The 16,841-nt window shown below is 42.7% G+C and carries 20 protein-coding genes and 1 pseudogene; 4 read left to right on the plus strand and 17 right to left on the minus strand.

The features are described from left to right. The 5 genes from DA100_RS10150 to DA100_RS10170 are packed head-to-tail and all read right to left on the minus strand — an operon-like array spanning position 1 to position 4,623. Positions 1–1,020, minus strand: a complete 1,020-nt coding sequence (locus DA100_RS10150) for an ABC transporter ATP-binding protein (protein WP_138972034.1) — start codon at positions 1,018–1,020, stop codon at positions 1–3. Next, complete coding sequence (locus DA100_RS10155) at positions 1,020–1,805, minus strand: ABC transporter permease (protein WP_138972035.1); 786 nt, start codon at positions 1,803–1,805, stop codon at positions 1,020–1,022. Before DA100_RS10155 ends, DA100_RS10150 begins: the two co-directional genes overlap by 1 nt. Further along, positions 1,805–2,704 (minus strand): ABC transporter permease subunit, encoded by a 900-nt coding sequence (locus tag DA100_RS10160; RefSeq protein WP_138972036.1) that lies wholly within the window; start codon positions 2,702–2,704, stop codon positions 1,805–1,807. The genes DA100_RS10155 and DA100_RS10160 overlap by 1 nt, the downstream gene beginning before the upstream one ends. Then, positions 2,701–3,525 carry an alkaline phosphatase family protein gene (locus DA100_RS10165; protein WP_138972037.1) on the minus strand — a complete coding sequence of 275 codons (825 nt, stop codon included), beginning with the start codon at positions 3,523–3,525 and terminating at the stop codon, positions 2,701–2,703. The genes DA100_RS10160 and DA100_RS10165 overlap by 4 nt, the downstream gene beginning before the upstream one ends. Positions 3,526–3,537: 12 nt before the next feature. Beyond that, positions 3,538–4,623: an ABC transporter substrate-binding protein gene (locus DA100_RS10170; RefSeq protein WP_138972038.1), complete on the minus strand. Its 1,086-nt coding sequence runs from the start codon at positions 4,621–4,623 to the stop codon at positions 3,538–3,540. Between the two features lie 211 nt (positions 4,624–4,834). Between DA100_RS10170 and DA100_RS10175 the strand changes: the two genes are divergently transcribed. Continuing rightward, positions 4,835–5,563, plus strand: a complete 729-nt coding sequence (locus DA100_RS10175; RefSeq protein ID WP_138972039.1) for a UTRA domain-containing protein — start codon at positions 4,835–4,837, stop codon at positions 5,561–5,563. Between the two features lie 14 nt (positions 5,564–5,577). On the opposite strand, the pseudogene DA100_RS10180 reads toward DA100_RS10175, so the two are convergent. The 11 genes and pseudogenes from DA100_RS10180 to DA100_RS10235 all read right to left on the minus strand — a co-directional run. Then, positions 5,578–5,766: pseudogene (locus tag DA100_RS10180) on the minus strand (AraC family transcriptional regulator); the annotation flags it as partial. Between the two features lie 41 nt (positions 5,767–5,807). Further along, positions 5,808–6,176 (minus strand): VOC family protein, encoded by a 369-nt coding sequence (locus DA100_RS10185; protein WP_138972040.1) that lies wholly within the window; start codon positions 6,174–6,176, stop codon positions 5,808–5,810. A 105-nt stretch (positions 6,177–6,281) separates the two neighbouring features. Further along, positions 6,282–6,569, minus strand: coding sequence for a type II toxin-antitoxin system RelE/ParE family toxin (locus DA100_RS10190; RefSeq protein WP_138972041.1), 288 nt, complete (start codon positions 6,567–6,569; stop codon positions 6,282–6,284). 7 nt (positions 6,570–6,576) lie between these two features. Further along, positions 6,577–6,858: a type II toxin-antitoxin system Phd/YefM family antitoxin gene (locus DA100_RS10195; RefSeq protein ID WP_025633738.1), complete on the minus strand. Its 282-nt coding sequence runs from the start codon at positions 6,856–6,858 to the stop codon at positions 6,577–6,579. A 201-nt stretch (positions 6,859–7,059) separates the two neighbouring features. After that, the gene (locus DA100_RS10200; RefSeq protein WP_171052198.1) at positions 7,060–7,488 is read right to left on the minus strand and encodes a hypothetical protein; all 429 of its coding nucleotides are present in this window, start codon (positions 7,486–7,488) and stop codon (positions 7,060–7,062) included. A gap of 384 nt (positions 7,489–7,872) precedes the next feature. Beyond that, positions 7,873–8,328: a GNAT family N-acetyltransferase gene (locus DA100_RS10205; RefSeq protein ID WP_138972043.1), complete on the minus strand. Its 456-nt coding sequence runs from the start codon at positions 8,326–8,328 to the stop codon at positions 7,873–7,875. Positions 8,329–8,444: 116 nt separating this feature from the next. Continuing rightward, positions 8,445–8,879, minus strand: coding sequence for a GNAT family N-acetyltransferase (locus DA100_RS10215; RefSeq protein WP_138972045.1), 435 nt, complete (start codon positions 8,877–8,879; stop codon positions 8,445–8,447). 174 nt (positions 8,880–9,053) lie between these two features. Beyond that, the gene (locus tag DA100_RS10220; protein ID WP_138972046.1) at positions 9,054–9,518 is read right to left on the minus strand and encodes a hypothetical protein; all 465 of its coding nucleotides are present in this window, start codon (positions 9,516–9,518) and stop codon (positions 9,054–9,056) included. Beyond that, positions 9,481–9,816 carry a hypothetical protein gene (locus DA100_RS10225; protein ID WP_240800905.1) on the minus strand — a complete coding sequence of 112 codons (336 nt, stop codon included), beginning with the start codon at positions 9,814–9,816 and terminating at the stop codon, positions 9,481–9,483. The genes DA100_RS10220 and DA100_RS10225 overlap by 38 nt, the downstream gene beginning before the upstream one ends. Positions 9,817–10,069: 253 nt before the next feature. After that, the gene (locus DA100_RS10230; protein ID WP_138972047.1) at positions 10,070–10,477 is read right to left on the minus strand and encodes a VOC family protein; all 408 of its coding nucleotides are present in this window, start codon (positions 10,475–10,477) and stop codon (positions 10,070–10,072) included. A 103-nt stretch (positions 10,478–10,580) separates the two neighbouring features. After that, positions 10,581–11,291, minus strand: a complete 711-nt coding sequence (locus DA100_RS10235; protein ID WP_138972048.1) for a hypothetical protein — start codon at positions 11,289–11,291, stop codon at positions 10,581–10,583. A gap of 105 nt (positions 11,292–11,396) precedes the next feature. Between DA100_RS10235 and DA100_RS10240 the strand changes: the two genes are divergently transcribed. Beyond that, positions 11,397–12,425, plus strand: a complete 1,029-nt coding sequence (locus DA100_RS10240; RefSeq protein ID WP_138972049.1) for an IS110 family transposase — start codon at positions 11,397–11,399, stop codon at positions 12,423–12,425. Positions 12,426–12,762: 337 nt separating this feature from the next. On the opposite strand, the gene DA100_RS10245 is transcribed toward DA100_RS10240, so the two are convergent. Then, positions 12,763–14,370 carry a DUF4435 domain-containing protein gene (locus tag DA100_RS10245; protein ID WP_138972050.1) on the minus strand — a complete coding sequence of 536 codons (1,608 nt, stop codon included), beginning with the start codon at positions 14,368–14,370 and terminating at the stop codon, positions 12,763–12,765. Between the two features lie 114 nt (positions 14,371–14,484). On the opposite strand from DA100_RS10245, the gene DA100_RS10250 reads away from it, so the two are divergent. Both DA100_RS10250 and DA100_RS10260 read left to right on the plus strand, forming a co-directional pair. Continuing rightward, positions 14,485–15,513, plus strand: coding sequence for an IS110 family transposase (locus DA100_RS10250; RefSeq protein WP_138972051.1), 1,029 nt, complete (start codon positions 14,485–14,487; stop codon positions 15,511–15,513). 382 nt (positions 15,514–15,895) lie between these two features. Beyond that, a partial coding sequence (locus DA100_RS10260) for an IS110 family transposase (protein WP_138972052.1) occupies positions 15,896–16,841 on the plus strand: 946 nt, incomplete at its 3' end.

A 16,841-nucleotide genomic window follows, 5' to 3' on the forward strand; every position in this document is an offset into this window, starting at 1 on the left:
TTACGCTCTCACAGGTTGAATTTCATTGAGATTAAACAAGAGTTCTAATTGGCTACCATTGGCCAGTAAACGCTCAGATGAGCGATTGAGGAGATCAACGGTAAGCTCACACTGGTCGACCTCGACCTGATAGCGAATCACATTTCCCAACAATTGATGGTTTTTTATTGTCGCCTTTTGCGGGGCAGATACATGGCTGCCATATTTGCGCCCCTGCTCTTTGACATAGATGGATTCAGGACGTATCGCTACCTTCCAATCGGTCTCGATATTAAACAGTTGCTTCGCTTTCGTTGCTTCAACCAAATTATAATGCCCCATAAAACTTGCCACAAACTCGTTGGCTGGATGAGTATAAATCTCTTCCGGAGAACCAGCCTGAACAATTTCGCCTTTATTCATTAGGAAAATGCGGTCTGACATGATCATCGCTTCTTCCTGATCATGAGTGACAAAAATTGTCGTTAAATTCATCTCTTTTTGAATATCACGGATCTGTTGACGGAGGTGCTTACGTATCTTGGCATCCAGTGCGGAAAGAGGCTCATCAAGGAGTAAGATACGCGGCTTAACCACTAACGCCCTAGCAAGAGCGACTCGTTGACGTTGCCCTCCTGAGAGCTGATGTGGATAGTGTTTCTCTTTACCCTTGAGATCAACCAGTTCGATTACCCTAGCGACTTGGCGTTGAATCTCTTGCTTTGCCAGTTTTTTCATCTGCAAACCAAAACCTATATTGCCTTCCACAGTCATATTAGGAAACAACGCATAGGACTGAAACACCATACCAATGCCCCGCTGCTGAGGTAACTGGTGCGTAATCTCCTCACCATCTACCCAAATCTCTCCCCCATCCACAGGATTCAATCCTGCCAGACTACGAAGCAAGGTCGATTTACCGCAACCACTGGGGCCAAGCAGCGTAATAAATTCACCTTGCTCAATAGTGAATTCAATCTCTTCGAATACGGTATTATCCGCAAAGCGTTTGGTCAGGTTATTTGCGACTACATAACTCATTATTTGACTCCTCGGCTAAAGCGACTTGCCAGCCAAGTCAGGATAAAAATAAACAGGAAATAGGTCATCACCAGCGCACTGGTAAAGTGGCCGCTGGTCTGACGCATGTTATAAAGGTAAATCTGTAGCGTTTCGTAACGCGTACCAACCAAGATATTGGCGAATACAAACTCGCCCAATAAAAATGAAAAGGAAAGAAACAGCGATGCCATCAATCCTTTTTTCAAGTTTGGCAGAATAATTAGCAGAAACGCTTTGGCGGTGCTCGCCCCGAGAAGATGCGCAGCGTCCATCAAATCATGCAGATTGATTGCCTCGAAGCTATTAGCAATAGCACGATACATAAATGGCAACGCTATAGTGAAGTAAGTGCCGATTAGAATCCAAGGTGTGCCAACAAGAGAAATTTCACTGTCTGCATAAAGCTGAAGCAATCCCACAGACGAAACCACTGGTGGTACCGCAAAGGGTAATAAGATCATGATATTCATAACCTTATCTAGTTTCGGAAAGTAATAAAAAACCACAAATATCGCGGGTAGAATCAACACCACGCTCAAAAAAAGTGATGCGATACAAATGAACAACGAGCGTCCAAATGCCTGCAAAAATCGTGGGTCACTCAGTAAGTTGAGATACCAGTCTAGCGTAAAGCCATCAGGCAAAATGGTCGCGCCCCAGCGGGATGACACCGAATAGACGAATGTTGCCAAAATCGGTATCAGCATAATGCCCACAATGGAATACACTACCGTTTTGTGGAATCGAGTATTAACGTTATGCATCACGACTTCCTACCCGCATAGCTTTTTGCAATAAGCCATTGATTGATAATGGTGATCAGAGCAAGCAAGGCCATTAAAATCACAGAAATGGCAGCCGCTAAGTTCGGCTCAAGGAACAAGTCACCCGATACTAAGCTGGCAATACGAATGGTGATCACGTTGTAATTGCCCGAAGTCAATGCGTATACACTGGCATAGGCGCCAATCGCATTGGCAATCAGAATGATGAAGGTGCCAAGCAGTGCCGGAGAAAGCACTGGTAACGCAATTCTGGCCCAATACTGGTCTGTACGAGCTCCTAGGAGTGCAGCGGCGGCTTGCCAGTCATCACTGAGCGCGTCAAAAGCGGGATACAGCAACAAAACAGCCAGAGGGATCTGAAAATAAACATATATGGCCAGCAAACCCCACTTACCATACAGATCGAAATCACCTAATAAGCCATACTGCTTCAGCAGCAAGGTCAATGCACCGTTGGTACCTAAGATGATGATAAACGCGAATGACAAAGGCACACCCGAAAAGTTACTGCTCATATTGGTAAACGCAATAACACTATCTCGAATTTTCCCTTCAACACGGCGTAGCGAAGATACCAGCAAGGTTGCAATCGCTAAGCCGACAACGCTCGACCAAACAGCTAACCAAAGACTGTTATTAAAAGCCTGGATCATAAAAGCTGAATCTAGCACTTCAATATAGTTATCAAGTGCAAATTCGCCATCATAAATAAAGCTGTTGATCAGCACCCAAACCATAGGAGCTAACTGAAAGAGATAGAAAAATAGCGCAAAAGGCGCCAGCCACAATGCGGGTTTGATACGCCCAACCCATCGATGCCAATGTGGCTTCGCTGAACTTGACTCTTGTGTACGAGTCGATAAAACAGAACTGCTCATAATGCTAACAATTCCTGAGAATAAGGCTTAGTGTGCTCGAGATTGAGCAATTGGCAAACCATGCCACAGAGCTCTGTTTGCTTAATTTGCCCTTCTTGATGGGTGAATTTATCCCCGATCAAAAACAGCGGTACTTGGCGTTCTTGTGGCAAGATTCCCCCGTGTGACCGATCGTCGTTCATACCATGGTCACTGGTGACGATGACTTGATAACCGTCTGCTAGCCATTGCTCAATATAGTTAGACAAAATAATGTCTGCGTGACGTGCACAATTACGGTACTGGCTAGAATCCAAACCATATTTATGGCCCATATCATCAATGTTCATCGGATGAATCAGCAAAAAATCTGGCCTATACGCTCGGCGCAAATGTTCCGCATCAAGAAAGAGAGCTTCATCAGGATAGTGATCCCAGTGGTAAAAGCAGCCGTGCTGAATATTCATCGCTTCATCATGTGTAAAACGATCTCTCACTGGTTCATAAGGGGCTCGGTTATAGAGCTCGCTTATCCAATGATACGCTGCGGCAGCTGTCACCTTGCCTTGCGATTTCGCGATGCTAAAAATCGACTCATGGTTCGACAAACGCACTACATTGTTATTCACAATGCCACTGTCAACGGGGCGCACTCCAGTCAATATACATTCGTAAAGTGGACGTGATAATGAAGGCAGCTCGCAAAGGACGGGATACAATGTTGCACACATTCGCGAGCCTGAGTGGTGTTGTTCTAGAAGGCCATTGAGGTAGCCCATACAGTCACGGGCTACCTGATAATTCAGTCCATCTAGAACAACAAGGATAACCTTATTGTTCATAGTGACGGACTCTTATTGTTGGTGAATTAACACACTTTCCTGCCATTGACGTGGCAATTTACGCGCAGATTTTTCCCAAGCATTGAAATCCTTTACGGGATGCACATTGCTGTATTGGTCATTAGAAATCAGCTTATCTTGAACTGACTTAGGCAATACTACGTTAGAGCGAATTGGACGAGCATAACCTTGAGCTAGGTTGATCTGCCCTTGGTCACTGAAGATATACTCGCGAGCCAGCTTAGCCGCATTCGGATTTTTAGCGAATTTGTTGATGATGGTGGTGTATCCCGAAATGACAGAACCATCTTGAGGAATGTTAACGGTGAAGCGTTGACGATCAATCTTGTCACGGTAGTTAAGCGCATTGAAGTCCCACAAAATCGCCACTTCAACTTCGCCTTTCTCTAGGTTAGCGATACTTGGATCTGTGAACGATAAGCGCCCTTGTTTTGCTAACTCAGCAAAGAATTTCAGTGCGGGTTCTAAGTTAGATTCATTGCCGCCATTGGCAAATGCTGCTGCAAGAACGGCATTGTTTGCCTGTGCTGCAACACCCACATCTCCGACAGTCACCTTGTAGTCCCCTTTCAACAGGTCATCCCAAGATTTCGGAGCGTTTTTGACGAGATTATTGTTAGAGATAAATGAGATGGTGCCAGTGTAAGCCAGTGCCCAATGACCCTCTTTATCTTTCGCCCAATCAGGAATATCGCTCCAGGTTGTCGGTTTATAAGCTTGAGTCACGCCCTTCTTCACTGCGACACGTGCAAAAGCAAAACCAACATCGCCTATATCAGCGGTTGCATTTTTCTTCTCTGCTTCAAACTTAGCGATCTCTTGCGCCGAGCTCATATCCGTATCTTGATGTTTCAAACCGTAGTTTGATTTCAGGTCTACCCATGTGTCTTTCCAGTTTGCCCAACTATCTGGCATTCCCACACTGTACACCGCGCCTTCTTTTTGTGCGGCTTGGATCAGTGATTCGAGATCCGCCTGTTTTGCTATGGCTGGCATCGAGAGTGATACTGCAATGAGAGCAGCAGGTACCATTTTCTTGGCAGAAATAGCCGTTGAACGACTTAGCAAAGTTTTCATTGTCTCCATCCTTCTGGACTAGGTCAGTAAGTTCAAAATTTATCCTAGGCAGTAAATGTGACGATTTGGCGCAACTATTTTGACAGTTTGAATGAATTTCTATGGCAGATATATGTCATTTGGGCGCAATTTGATCAATTAACGTATGTCATAATTCTGTTATCTGTCCGACTTACATTATCTCTAGCTCAACACATGGACTAGATCAGCAATGAGAACAACAGTGGCCCCTCCATTAGGAACCCAACTAGCAAGAATTAAAACTAACATAAGAGAGCAAATCGAGTCTGGAGTCCTATCTGAAGGCCAAAAATTACCCTCTGAAAGAGAACTTAGCGAGTTATTCTCAACCACGCGCATTACCATCAAAGATGCATTGATCGCACTCGAAACGGAAGGGCGAATCTATCGCGAAGAACGCCGTGGTTGGTATGTCTCTCCTCAACGAATTCGCTATAACCCTCTGTGCCGATCTCATTTTCATCAAATGATTCGCGACCAAAACCGTATTGCAGAAACCAGACTGGTGAATGTACGAAGTGAAATGGCGGCAGGTGAATATGCTCAAGCTCTAGAGGTCAACACAATCACACCAATTCATATCATCGAAAGACTGAGATGCATTGATGGGCGGGCAGTGCTATTTGTCGAGAACGTTTTAAAAGCGTCTTTATTTGAAGGCATATTAAGCGAAAACCTGACTATGTCGTTGACGGGCATTTATCGTGATAAGTTCGGCTATGAGACTTTGCGCTCACGCTTTGACGTCATTCCCACCTCAGCTCAAGCACATGTTGCCAAGGCCCTCAATCTAGCAGAAGGCCAACCCGTACTAAAAATCTGTCGCGTGAACTACAAGCAAGACGGACAACTGATGGACTGCGAGCTAGAGTACTGGCGACCAGACGCCATGATGATCTGCATCGATAGTGTCGAGTGAACGCGGCACTGACTCTATTGGTAGACGCTCACTACGGACATGCAGTGGGTAACGGTTTGCTCCTTTTCACCGACGGGCGCAACGTAGTGAATGGCACTCTCAACGGCTTCTCGGCCTCCAAGTTTGCCAATCACCCAAGCCGCCAAGTACTGTGAAGACAAACAGCCTCCAGCTGTCGCAATGTTGCCTTGCGCATAAAAAGGCGGCAGCCACAGCACAACGAACAAAGAAGATGTGGATTCAGTTAGATAAATACCGCTTCCAGTTTGTTTCCATCAAGGTCACGCACAAATGCAGCGTAGTAAGTCTCACCGTATTCGGGACGCAAATTCGGTTTGCCTGCACACGAACCTCCTAGCGCCAACGCGCTAGCGTAAAATCGATCAACCGCCTCTCGACTTGGCGCATTAAAAGCAATATGAGTTCCATTCCCGGCAGACGCACCCTCTTTGCATGGACAACCGACCCAAAACTCAAAATGCTCACCATAAGCCGCTGCTACATTTTCGATGTAATGAGAGCGTTTAATAGACAAAGTAGAAAGCAGTGAATCATAAAAAGCGACAGAGGAGGTCACATTCGAAACACCCACTGAGACATGGTTTAGAATCAATTTAAATTCCCTTTTTAGATACATTACGCAAACAGTTAAGCCAATTAAAATGAAAGTGACCAAACGTTGCGAATCATTCTTAAACAGATTGTTATAACACCATTGCTACACGTCACTTTCCGTGAGTATTTGACGACAATTTCTTACTGTAAGGACACGAATTTCATGGCTGAAGCTATATATGATTCGATAGTGACCAAATAGGATTTCACGATAGTTAGTATGAGGTAACTCAGGGACCATTCGCCCCATTTCAGGCATACTCGAGAGAAGTTCAGTTTTATCGAAAACCTCATTAACCCAGTTTTCTGCCGCCACTGGGTTATCCAGTGAAATAAATAAGGCTGCATCACCTAACTTTTGTAATGCTAGTGGTGACCAGACTACATTCATTTCTTAATCATTTCTTAAGACGCCCCAACACTTGAGCACGAGCGTCTTCATTGGAAACACCTAAACCTGAAGCTAACTGTGCTTCAGCAGTACGCATTTCTTCTAGTAACTCGATCTTCTCTTGCATTGCTTCATATTCCGCAACATCAAGGACAACCGCAACACCCTTACCACGTTGTGTGATTACCAGTGGTCTGCGAGTTTCGTTAATCTGTTTAATAAATGACGTTACGCCAGCACGAAATTCAGACAAAGGCTGAATATCTTGGTCAAAATGGATACGGCTCATGTTGAACTCCTAATAGTACAATTTAATGTACAAATAATAGTTCAACTAGCCATTTTGAACAATAGCCTGATTTTGTGTTATAGCCCAATTAAGGGCTCAACAGCGCCTGCACCCAAACCTAAAGCATTGTGCTGTAAACACTAAACTGGCTTGAAGTGAAAGCACCAAGCGTTGCGAATCATTCTTAAACGCGTTGTATGTTTATCTTATACTTTCGTATATCTCATTGGCGATAAATGGCTGTTTAATCTCTTTTTGCAGAGTGTTTAGTTCTGGGATACCAACGCCTTTTGGAGGCTCTTGCTTGAACTCATGCAAACCAACATACTGATTAAAAAACAGTTGTATGTCATCAGATTGCTTTGCCAATGACATTTCAACGTTATTGACCTCTTCGCTAATGCACGAATTGAAAGCATACTGCGCTAGATAACTAAGTACTTGTTTTTGCTTGTTTTCAGTTAGACTTCGTAACCATTGAGACTCAGGGAACGAATGTAAACCATTTTTAGCTTTCTCAAAACAGGCTTCTTTTTTAGCCATTAACTGACTATATGGCTGAGTCAAGCTTGGAGGCGAAGCCGTACAACCAACCAATGATATAAAAGCAATGCTACAGAGCAGCTTCACTGACACACTTCCAAAACTTTTGTTCTTCACCATAAGTAAACAGCTCTTCTTGTTGAGCAAGATAGTAAACTTGCTTTCTCAATAAAGGATTAATAGATGCCATCGCATGGTCGAGCAGAGAGTTTCAGTCCTTTAACGGAACAGTAGTCTTTTAAAGACATATGAACTCCAAACTAACAAATGTGAAGGCAGTTTAAACCAATAAAAGCCAACAGATTGAGAAACTTGGTGCACACTGAATAGAAGTCACAGTATGTCGATAAACATAACGCCAAATTAAGGTTTGAACAAAGCCAACGCCTTACCTAAGGCATTGTGCCATAAACACTAAATTTGAAGTAAAAGCAAAAATACCAAGCGTTGAGAATCCCTTTTAAATGCTTGTTATGATGCAACTTGAAGCGACAAAGAAAGGAAGTTTTCATCGCATTCAGTCACCTTATAGCCGAGAGATTTGTAAAACCTTACTGCTGACTCATTTCTAGTGAAGCTTGATAAGGTTACGTGACTACGCCCTTGATCTCGCGCTATTTTGTGAACCATATTCATGACGCTTTCACCCAATTTTTGATTTTGAAATTCTGGGAACACAATGAGTAAATGTACATGAAGTGCATTATCGTAAGGCTTGAAGCATAGCATTCCAACTCGCGTCTCATGCAGGTAAACCCAGTGAAACCAATGCGGCTCATAGTCACTTTGTAAACGATTGACCTGAAAATCATCACACCAACCAAAGACGGCATCAACATGCGAATAAAGTCCCTGTTTCACAACAGAAAACAGACTTTCAAATTCATCACTTTCTATTTGTATTAGCTGAATATCCATATGCATCATAACGCCAAATTAAGGGGTGAACCACACTAACACCTGACCTAAAGCATTGTGCTGTAAACACTAAACGGGCTTGAAGTGAAAGCACCAAGCGTTGTGAATCACTCTTAAATTTATTGTTATAAGCGTGGTTTGAGCATGTGCACGAACTGTTCGTCCTGCCCTGTAACCTCAAAGCCAAACCTTTTGTAAAGTTGCCCTACTCGGTTTCCTTGTAAGTAGCAAAGCTTTATCGGTAACAACTTTTGTGCAGCAAGCTCAATGACCGCTTTTAATACTTGGCTACCAATTCCTTTACCCTGATATTCTGGTAATAGGAAAAAACGACCAAAGTACAGATGCTCAGAATGGCACTGCACCAAGTAACTGCCCACTGGGGCTCCATCGACTTCGATTATGGTTGGCTTTTCTTCGCCCCACTCATTGTGATGAATTTCTCTTTGAACACTTTCGTCCCAACCAAATACAGCTTTGATTGGTTCAAATTCTGCTGATTTCTTAAGTTCGAATAGGAACTCATAGTCACTATTTTCAGCTTTACGGGTTTCGTACACCTAACTCTCCAAACCTACAACTACGGATAGATAATAACGCCAAATTAAGGTATGAACAACGCTACCACCTTACTTAAACCATTGTGCCATAAACACTAAAACTGAAGTAGAAGCAAAAAAGTACCAAGCGTTGTGAATCCCTCTTAAATTGCTTGTTATGTTCCCGGTCACTGATTACCTTAAAAGACCTAGAGACTCACCTAACTTAATTGAGTCAAACGGCATTCCATATAGTGACTGAATCTTTTGAATTTCCTTTAGATCAAGGCCATCAATGTATTGTGCATGATTTGGGAGCTCTGTTACTCCCATAGCATCAAATAGTGATTTTTGCTCTTGAGACAACTGACTTTCAGAGTCTTTCAAAGCCTCTCTTTCAGTTTTTGAGCAATTATCTCTATTGTCTATAGATAGATACAACACGACTCTTTTCTGATCTTCTTCATTCAGTGAGACAAACCAAGGAGTCATTGGAAAACTCTCTGAGTTTTCTAGTTCAATAACTTTGCATTCCTCAATTTTATTTGCATAGTCTTCGAACCTTTCTTCGAATGATGCGGCACAGCCAGAAACAGAGAAAATCGATAATGCCAAAAATAATTTATAGTGCAGCACGACTAACGCACCTCCAAAATTCACCTTCTTCTCCTTGTGTCATCCACGTCATAGGTTCAGCTATATCTCGAATCCGTTTTTTCGTAATAGCACCGCTAGCTTGAGCCAGTTTACCAAACTCTACCCAATCATATGCAGCTATGTCGATCAATTGATTAGCGGCATTCTTACGGCCTAAAAAAATGTCTAAAATGGGAACCGCTGATAAAGATAGGGTAAATAACCGACTACTTTCTATAATACTTTGAATTTGTTTTACGGAATCCCGACTTCGACTAGATAACTTTAAGTTATTAATAGAACAGTAACCAAGCTCTGCCATATGAACCTCACGAAAGTGTAATTCTTCTAAAGCAGACTAATTGCTCGCCAATCAAATGACAAAACGACCAATTAAAATATGCAGAAAGATCACTATATTATCGGATTTTCAAAGGACACATAACGCCAAATTAAGGCGTGAACAACGCTAAACACCTAACTCAAACCATTGCACCTTAAACACTAAAGCCGAGTCTAAACTGAGATCGCCAAGGGTTGTGAGTCATTCTTAAATGCTTGTATGGGAAATTCTGTTAAAGAACATCCTGACAAAACCTAAACAAGTACCCATCTGGCGATTGCACAATGAACTGCTTTTGTATAACAGACTTGGTACCACATTCATACGATTTAGATTCAAGCATTAGATAAATCGAGTCATTAGATTTCGAGCAAACTTCACTATATAAGCTTTCAATATCGTTAACGTCCCACTGAAAGTTCACACCACAGCCCAGTGGAAACTCGGGTTTACCAGTAAGCCACTTTCGGCTTTTACTCGATAGACCTTCTAGCATTAAATCGACACCATCTAGTGTCAAATGTACAAACTGTTCTTCTGGTCTTTCATATTTGACGGAAAAACCGAGAATATCTGTGAAAAAAACTTTGCTCACATTTATATCGATACAGTACAGCTCTGGAACTACTCGTAATGTCATTATTTTTCCTATTCACATGACGCCGCATTGAGGTGTGAGCGGCTTGGCTATACTTGAGCGAAGCGAAACTGCCAAGCGTTGTGAATCACTCTTAAATTTATTGTTAGCTGAATATCGTCAACAAGCCAAAGAGTATAATGGTAAAAAAGAAAAACGAATCATTTGGGAAAAACCTATGAATAAGCTTCGCCAAGTATACTGGAATCAGAACTAGAAAAACTGAAATTGAGGTAAATAGCAGAGCTCCGAGCCACGCTATAACATAGTAAAAAATCAAAAGAATCGCTGAAAAACCTGACAGTGCCACGGCCTGCCACCATACCCCAATGCCACTTAAATCACCTATATTGGTCACTACAAGTATACGATTCATGGTTAAAAAGGGGTCATTTAAAACTGGAATCCCTTGAGAGAACTCAAGCCAACCCATAAAAAATGGCCACGACAAGAAAATAAAAATCATTAACCAATTGGATTTAATGACATTTTTATGACTTAAGACCCACCCCAACGAACTGTACATTAAAAATGAGGTGCCAAAGATTAAAAGTACAATTTCTTTAACTCCGGTCTGAACACTAATCTCGCTGAGTGCTAGCAATGTGCAAAAACTAACAATAGTTAGCACACAATAAACTTTTGAAAGGAATTTCAATGCGTCTGGCATCTTCAGTGCTTTTAACGACAGAATTAAAGAGGAAAACCCACCTTCTGCTTCGGTAAGGAGCTGCCCAACATGAGGATTTGATTTGACCCGATCTCCAGTCCAGTACACGCCGATCAAAAATATCAGAATCTTAGCTATCCACTCCATACTCAAATTTTCCTTCTATTCAGCTAACGAATGATATGGACTCCCTCTCCCTGAAACTCCGCGTGCCATACTGACTCAGTACACGCTGAAGAACTGGAGGTTATCATGTCCAACATTCAAACTATTGGCGTTGACCTCGCCAAGAATGTGTTCAGTATTCACGGCGTTGATGCATATGGCAAGTGCGTCTTACGCAAAACAGTCAAAAGAAACAAACTCTTAGACACATTTGCCACTTTACCGCCTTGCATAGTCGGCATGGAAGCCTGCTCAGGTGCTCATCATTGGTCTCGTGAACTCAGAAAACTGGGTCATACGCCTAAAATCATGGCGTCTAAATTCGTCATTCCATACCGACAAAGTGAGAAGAACGATGCGAACGACGCCGAAGCGATATGCGAGGCTGTTTCAAGACCGAAAACCCGTTTTGTTTCGGTAAAAAGTGAAGAGCAACAAGCCGTACTTTGCTTGCATCGAATTCGTCACAGTCTCGTGAAAAATAGAACAGCTACGATTAATCAACTTCGTGGCTTACTCTCCGAGTTTGGAATTATCATTCCTCAAGGCCGCTATCCACTTCAAAAAATGGTGCCTGATATTCTTGAGGATGCGGAAAACGGTATCCCATTCCTCGCTCGGGAGTTGCTGAGTAGTTTAGTGAATAACATCCGCCAGCTTAACGAAGAAATCCTTCGTTATGATAGAAAAGTCTATCTTTTGAGTAAGGAAATGAAGCAAGCTGCCAAACTCATGGCCGTGCCTGGTGTGGGTGAGCACAGTGCTACCGCCATTGTTGCAACAGTCTGTGACGGAAAACAGTTTGGCTCGAGTCGCCAATTCGCGGCGTGGATTGGCCTAGTACCAAGGCAATACTCAACAGGTGGTCACGTACATCTTGGTCGTATCAGTAAAAGAGGCGAAAAACACATTCGTACTCTGCTTATCCATGGTGCGAGAGCTGTTATTGCCCGCTGCAAAGAAAAAACAGATAGAAACAGCTTATGGTTACAACAGCTCGTTGAGCGACGAGGTTACAAGCGCGCGGCTGTCGCCCTAGCAGCCAAAAACGCTCGAATAATATGGGCATTATTAACGACTGAAAACGAGTACAAAGCTAACTATATAAGCGGTTAGCCCTTACCGAGTCAAAGCAATAGCAATAGATGACAATACGGTCAGACCGAGATGCTTAAACCTGTTTACTTGGGAAGTAACAAATACTGTCTAACGAATGAGGTCAGCATCAAGCGAATATCATCAGGGTGACGGATAGAATCCGGCAAAACACCGAATGTAGAGCTGCTGTCCGATCCACTGTTGTCAGCGGTAGCTATTGTTGACAAAAGAGGGAGTCCATGTAGCCCAATTAAGTTGTGAGCAACGCTGCCACCTTACTAAAACACTGCACCGTAATCACCAAACAAGTTGAAACCGAAAGTGCCGAGCGTTGCGAATCAGCTTGAATTGCTTGTTATGCAGCTGGTTCTTCGAGGTCACCCAAATAAGGCTTTATAGCTGCAACTATATCATCTTTTTGATTACTAAGAGCCAATCTTACGACTAATTGAGCTAAACCACCATTTGTCAAATCAAAGTATTTACTTATCTGTGCTGAAATAGATTTTCGATTATACAACCTTAATAACCCAGTATAATCTTTACTCTCTATGATATTCGTAAATTGTGATTCAATATTATCATAAATGTCCGACACATTGATTGAACTAGATAAATTAGTTAAAGCGAGGCTTAATTTTTCTTTGCCTTTAGCTTTTTCGTCAAACAAGTTGAGCCTAAACTTTATTTCTCCAGCGGTCCTCAAAGAAACCTGAGTGTCTAACTCTTTTTGCAAATTTTTAAAAACAAAATTAGATATCGCTTGAATATCTTCGCTGCTATCCCTTAAAAGATATTCGCTAACTACTTTTAAAACTTCAGGTACACAGAATAAGTTTTCAACTTCGGCGACTTCGAGTGAATAAATGCCAGCGGCTTTAAGAGCTGCAAGTTCTTCATCAACTCTCCGGTCTCGGTCAATTATACCGATAACATTTAAATGATGTAGTTGGTTACTTGCTCTTAACGCCTTAGTACTCATAATCACTTCTGAGCAAGAGCCTCTCGGAATAACTAGGTATTCTTTCAGAATGGCTTGATAAAGCGCCGTGTCGTAACTTCCATTTTCACCCTCAACAAACACAATCGGTTTTCTTGAGCCTAAAACCTCAATAAGTAACTCTTCTGGAAAGTTATCTATCGCTTCAACGACTTCCCAATCCCAACTATTACCATCATATGATTTTAGCCATATTTTTTGAGTCTCATTCATTCCAGACGCAAAGCTGACATCATGTGTTAGGAAGATAAAAACACAATCATCTCTTAACTTCTGTATTTCTTGCCACAGCGGTACTTGAACTGACTTGTGTAGGTGCACCTCGGGTTCATCAATAACAATAATGCCATCTTGGGGGGCGGCTAAACACTGACCAATTAAATAAAATATAACCCTCTCTCCATCGCTCATTTCCGAGGCATTATAGTTCGATGAAGGATCTCCTTTGACAAGCGTTTCTATTTTTAAACCACCGATTTTCAGCTCTCTATGAGGAAGTATTTTCTCCCAAACCTTTTTTACCTTATCCAGATTTGTTTCAGGAGGCACAACACGTTCGTTGGTGGCTTTTGATGCTGCCAGATACTTCGCACTTTCTTCCGTATGATCAGAAAATAAAAAAACCATCAGTTTTTGGTAATCATTTAACATACTTACTGCTGGTTTTTGGTTCCACCTGCGACCAGACTTAAAGTGCCAAGCCTGATCTGACGGGGCTTCAGCATACCCATACAATAAGTCCTTTTGCGCACGCTCTAAAGATGTCGGAGTTGTAGAGTCAGGCATTGTTAGTGATTTTTGCGCTGAAACTCGGTGAACTTTATCCTTTTGGGGAGATTCCATTTCAATCCATGTACCTAAACGAGTTTTACCTGAACCGTTTGCCCCTACAAACAACAGACTTTTATCGGTCTGTATCTCTTTTTGTTCGTTATCTTTTGTTTGTAAAATAATTGAATGCATCTGTATCACCTAACTAAAATTTTTATTGCTGCATAACGAATGATATGGACTCCCTCTCCCTGACACTCCGCGTGCCATACTAACTCAGTACACGCTGAAAAACTGGAGGTTATCATGTCCAACATTCAAACTATTGGCATTGATCTCGCCAAGAATGTGTTCAGTATTCACGGCGTTGATGCATATGGCAAGTGCGTCTTACGCAAAACAGTCAAAAGAAACAAACTCTTAGACACATTTGCCACTTTACCGCCTTGCATAGTCGGCATGGAAGCCTGCTCAGGTGCTCATCATTGGTCTCGTGAACTCAGAAAACTGGGTCATACGCCTAAAATCATGGCGTCTAAATTCGTCATTCCATACCGACAAAGTGAGAAGAACGATGCGAACGACGCCGAAGCGATATGCGAGGCTGTTTCAAGACCGAAAACCCGTTTTGTTTCGGTAAAAAGTGAAGAGCAACAAGCCGTACTTTGCTTGCATCGAATTCGTCACAGTCTCGTGAAAAATAGAACAGCTACGATTAATCAACTTCGTGGCTTACTCTCCGAGTTTGGAATTATCATTCCTCAAGGCCGCTATCCACTTCAAAAAATGGTGCCTGACATTCTTGAGGATGCGGAAAACGGTATCCCATTCCTCGCTCGGGAGTTGCTGAGTGGTTTAGTGAATAACATCCGCCAGCTTAACGAAGAAATCCTTCGTTATGATAGAAAAGTCTATCTTTTGAGTAAGGAAATGAAGCAAGCTGCCAAACTCATGGCCGTGCCGGGTGTGGGTGAGCACAGTGCTACCGCCATTGTTGCAACAGTCTGTGACGGAAAACAGTTTGGCTCGAGTCGCCAATTCGCGGCGTGGATTGGCCTAGTACCAAGGCAATACTCAACAGGTGGTCACGTACATCTTGGTCGTATCAGTAAAAGAGGCGAAAAACACATTCGTACTCTGCTTATCCATGGTGCGAGAGCTGTTATTGCCCGCTGCAAAGAAAAAACAGATAGAAACAGCTTATGGTTACAACAGCTCGTTGAGCGACGAGGTTACAAGCGCGCGGCTGTCGCCCTAGCAGCCAAAAATGCACGAATAATATGGGCATTATTGACGACAGGAAACGAGTATAAAGCTAACTATATAAACGGTTAGCCCTCACCGAGTCAAAGCAATAGCAATTGATGACAATACGGTCAGACCGAGATGCTTAAACCTGTTTAATTGGGAAGTAACAAATACTGTCTAACGAATGAGGTCAGCATCAAGCGAATATCATCAGGGTGACGGATAGAATCCGGCAAAACACCGAATGTAGAGCTGCTGTCCGATCCACTGTTGTCAGCGGTAGCTATTGTTGACAAAAGAGGGAGTCCATGTAGCCCTGTTAAGGGGTGAGCAACGCAATACTAAAGCCACCGCATACCACCTTAAACACTAAACGCAACGCATAGCAAAAATACCAAGATGTATGGACTCCCTATCTCCCTCGGGAGTAACGTAATAAGTAACGACACTTTTACAAGGAAGCCAACACATGACTCATTCTACGGTGCTCGCTATCGACTTAGCAAAAAACGTTTTCCAAGTTTGTAAGATGGATCGACATGGAAGAATTATTTTCAACAAAGAAGTCTCTCGAAAAAAACTTACAGAGCTTCTTATCAAAGAAAAAGCATCGCTCATTGCCATGGAATCTTGCGCGACCGCTCATCACTGGGGACGACTAGCTATTAAACTCGGTCATAAAGTAAAAGCCATCGCTCCTAAACGAGTCTCTGCATTCCGGCAAGGTCAAAAAACAGATGCTAATGATGCTTTAGCCATCGCTATCGCCGCTATGCAACCTAACGTGAAAGCTTGCCGAATACTTAATATTGAAGACCAGTGCCAACAATCTATTGTTCATATTCGCGAATTGCTTGTCCGACAGAAAGTCAGCTCCGCAAATCAATTAAGAGCGCTGTTACTTGAGTTTGGCTTCCCTATCAACAAAGGCGATTTTGCGCTTAGGACCGAAATCCCCCTCATACTCGAAGAGGCTGAAAATAGTCTCACCTGGACATTCAGGGAAACCCTAGCAATGATGTATGACCGATTCGTCGATTTAGTTCACCAAATCGATAACATTACACAAAAACTGAAAGTCACTACATCTCAAGACCTATTGTGCAAACGCCTACAAGCATTAGAAGGTGTCGGCCCTATTTGTGCGGCTTTATTGAAAATTGCCCTCAGCCAAAAAGACCATTTTTCAAAAGGACGACATGCTTCTGCCTGTCTGGGATTAACTCCTGTTCAACATAGTAGTGGAGGCAAACAAAATATAGGGGCTATTGCTAAACGCTGTGGCAACAACACTCTGCGTAACGCCCTCTACAATGGAGCCATTGGGGTCGTTTGCAAATTAGAAAAGCGAGAAGCTCGTACATCAAAAGAGCAATGGCTTAAAGCAATGACGGTAAGACGTGGGAAAAAGGTTG

It is taken from the genome of Vibrio sp. Hep-1b-8 (genome assembly GCF_006124995.1).
Taxonomy (GTDB): domain Bacteria; phylum Pseudomonadota; class Gammaproteobacteria; order Enterobacterales; family Vibrionaceae; genus Vibrio.

Coding starts and splice junctions, on each gene's coding strand:
- DA100_RS10150 (WP_138972034.1), bottom strand. CDS start 1,020: ATGAGTTATGTAGTCGCAAATAACCTGACCAAACGCTTTGCGGATAAT.
- DA100_RS10155 (WP_138972035.1), bottom strand. CDS start 1,805: ATGCATAACGTTAATACTCGATTCCACAAAACGGTAGTGTATTCCATT.
- DA100_RS10160 (WP_138972036.1), bottom strand. CDS start 2,704: ATGAGCAGTTCTGTTTTATCGACTCGTACACAAGAGTCAAGTTCAGCG.
- DA100_RS10165 (WP_138972037.1), bottom strand. CDS start 3,525: ATGAACAATAAGGTTATCCTTGTTGTTCTAGATGGACTGAATTATCAG.
- DA100_RS10170 (WP_138972038.1), bottom strand. CDS start 4,623: ATGAAAACTTTGCTAAGTCGTTCAACGGCTATTTCTGCCAAGAAAATG.
- DA100_RS10175 (WP_138972039.1), top strand. CDS start 4,835: ATGAGAACAACAGTGGCCCCTCCATTAGGAACCCAACTAGCAAGAATT.
- DA100_RS10190 (WP_138972041.1), bottom strand. CDS start 6,569: ATGAATGTAGTCTGGTCACCACTAGCATTACAAAAGTTAGGTGATGCA.
- DA100_RS10195 (WP_025633738.1), bottom strand. CDS start 6,858: ATGAGCCGTATCCATTTTGACCAAGATATTCAGCCTTTGTCTGAATTT.
- DA100_RS10205 (WP_138972043.1), bottom strand. CDS start 8,328: ATGATGCATATGGATATTCAGCTAATACAAATAGAAAGTGATGAATTT.
- DA100_RS10225 (WP_240800905.1), bottom strand. CDS start 9,816: ATGGCAGAGCTTGGTTACTGTTCTATTAATAACTTAAAGTTATCTAGT.
- DA100_RS10230 (WP_138972047.1), bottom strand. CDS start 10,477: ATGACATTACGAGTAGTTCCAGAGCTGTACTGTATCGATATAAATGTG.
- DA100_RS10235 (WP_138972048.1), bottom strand. CDS start 11,291: ATGGAGTGGATAGCTAAGATTCTGATATTTTTGATCGGCGTGTACTGG.
- DA100_RS10240 (WP_138972049.1), top strand. CDS start 11,397: ATGTCCAACATTCAAACTATTGGCGTTGACCTCGCCAAGAATGTGTTC.
- DA100_RS10245 (WP_138972050.1), bottom strand. CDS start 14,370: ATGCATTCAATTATTTTACAAACAAAAGATAACGAACAAAAAGAGATA.
- DA100_RS10250 (WP_138972051.1), top strand. CDS start 14,485: ATGTCCAACATTCAAACTATTGGCATTGATCTCGCCAAGAATGTGTTC.